Annotated in this window: 1 protein-coding gene; it reads left to right on the top strand. The window is 64.6% G+C overall.

The genetic code is table 11. From position 1 onward, the window contains the following. Positions 1-509: IS5 family transposase (locus ACR1XU_RS23165; protein WP_480915726.1), on the top strand; the 509-nt coding region annotated here is incomplete at both ends.

Raw genomic sequence — 509 nt, 5'->3', positions numbered from 1 at the left:
AGACCTACTCCCCCGGCCTACAGGACCAGGAACTGGCCAGCCTACAATGAAGCGCTCAAGCGCCGCGGCTCGCTGGCGATCTTGTTTGACCCCGAGATGAGCTGGGATGCCGCGCCGACAGGCAGGCGTGGCCGCCAGCAGACCTGCAGCGATGCCGCCATCCAGACATGCCTTTCGATGATGGTGCTGTTCGGCATGGCGCTTCGGCAGACGACAGGCTTCGTCGAAAGCCTGCTGCGGCTGGTCGGCCTCGACTGGGCGGCGCCCGACTTCAGCACCCTGTCCCGCCGCAACAAGACCCTGGCCGTAAACATCCCCTACCGTGGCGCGAAGGGCCCGCTGCACCAGTTAATCGATAGCACCCGGATCAAGGTGGAGGGCGAAGGCGCGTGGCACGCCCGCAAGCATGGTGGTCCCAAGCGGCGCGTCTGGCGCAAGATCCACTTCGGGATTGATGAGGAAACGCTGGAGGTTCGGGCCGTAGAGATCACAGGGAACCATATCGGCGA

Source organism: Ruegeria sp. D1(2025) (genome assembly GCF_056536425.1).
This window is presented reverse-complemented; position numbering and strand designations above follow the sequence as displayed.